The sequence below is a fragment of the Caenimonas soli genome, assembly GCF_013155545.1.
In the GTDB taxonomy this organism is placed as follows: Bacteria; Pseudomonadota; Gammaproteobacteria; order Burkholderiales; family Burkholderiaceae_C; genus Ramlibacter; species Ramlibacter soli.
Genome location: NZ_JABJVV010000051.1, coordinates 1 through 1,020, shown reverse-complemented (window position 1 = coordinate 1,020; position 1,020 = coordinate 1). Strand labels below are relative to the sequence as shown.

Genomic DNA, 1,020 nt, shown 5'->3' with positions numbered 1-1,020 from the left:
TGTTGAGTTGCAATAGGTTGTTCCCGCCGAGACGGGAAGCTGGAGGCTTATAGCCCAGGGCCGAGTGGGGCCTGCGGGCGTTGTAGTAGGCCAGGAACGCGGGCAACCAGCCAGTGCGTTCAGCGCTGTTGCTCCAGGTGCGCCCGTAGGCCCATTCACGAAGGCAGGTCTGGATGAACCGTTCGGCCTTGCCGTTGGTCTGCGGTCTATACGGCCTGGTGAAGGTGTGCTTGATGCCCAGGGCCTGGCAGGTCTTGGCAAACAGCCTGGAGCGGTAGGCGCTGCCGTTGTCCGTCAAGAGCCGTTTGATCGTCACGCCCAGCGCCTTGTAATGCGCCACGGTGGCCTTGAGGAACTCGACCACCGACTCCTTGCGCTCGTTGGCGTACATCTGCACGTAGCCCGCTCGTGAGTGATCGTCGATGGCCACGTGCGCGTACTCCCAGCCGGCGCCGTCCACGGAGTCTTTGCGGTTGCCGGTGACACGGTGGCTGGGGCGAACGATGCGTCCCAGCTTCTTGGTGTCCATGTGCAGCAGCTCGCCCGGCGCCTCTCGCTCATAGCGCACCACCGGCTCCACCGGATCGAGCGCTTTCAGGCTGGACAGGCCCAGGCCTGCGAGCAGGCGGCTGACGGTGGCGACGCTGCGCCCGATCACCACTGAGATGCGCCGCATCGGCATGCGGGCCCGGCGCAACTGCTCGATGCGTGCAGCAAGGTCGCCATCCACGGTACTGCGCGTGCGCGCCGGACGCGAACTGCGATCCCTCAAGCTGTTCTCGCCGCCTTGTTCAAAGCGCCGAAGCCACTTGCGCGCAGTCTGGCGGCTGATGCCCGCGGCCTCGGCCGCGGGCATCAGCCCCAGGACAGAAATGCGTTCAACAAGCAATTTGCGACCCTCGAAGGTCAATCTGGCATTCTTATGGCTGTTCATCCGGGGGAATTCCTCTGAGAGTGCTGAAGCGTCGTAACTCCAGTCTCCCAGACTCTTCCGGGTGAACAACCTATTGAAACATCACA

General features: G+C 63.5%; 1 protein-coding gene. It reads right to left on the bottom strand.

Annotated features, from left to right (window positions below):
- On the bottom strand, positions 1-934 hold a 934-nt coding region (locus HNE04_RS27820), incomplete at its 3' end, for an IS481 family transposase (RefSeq protein WP_172227147.1).
- Positions 935-1,020: the final 86 nt, after the last annotated feature.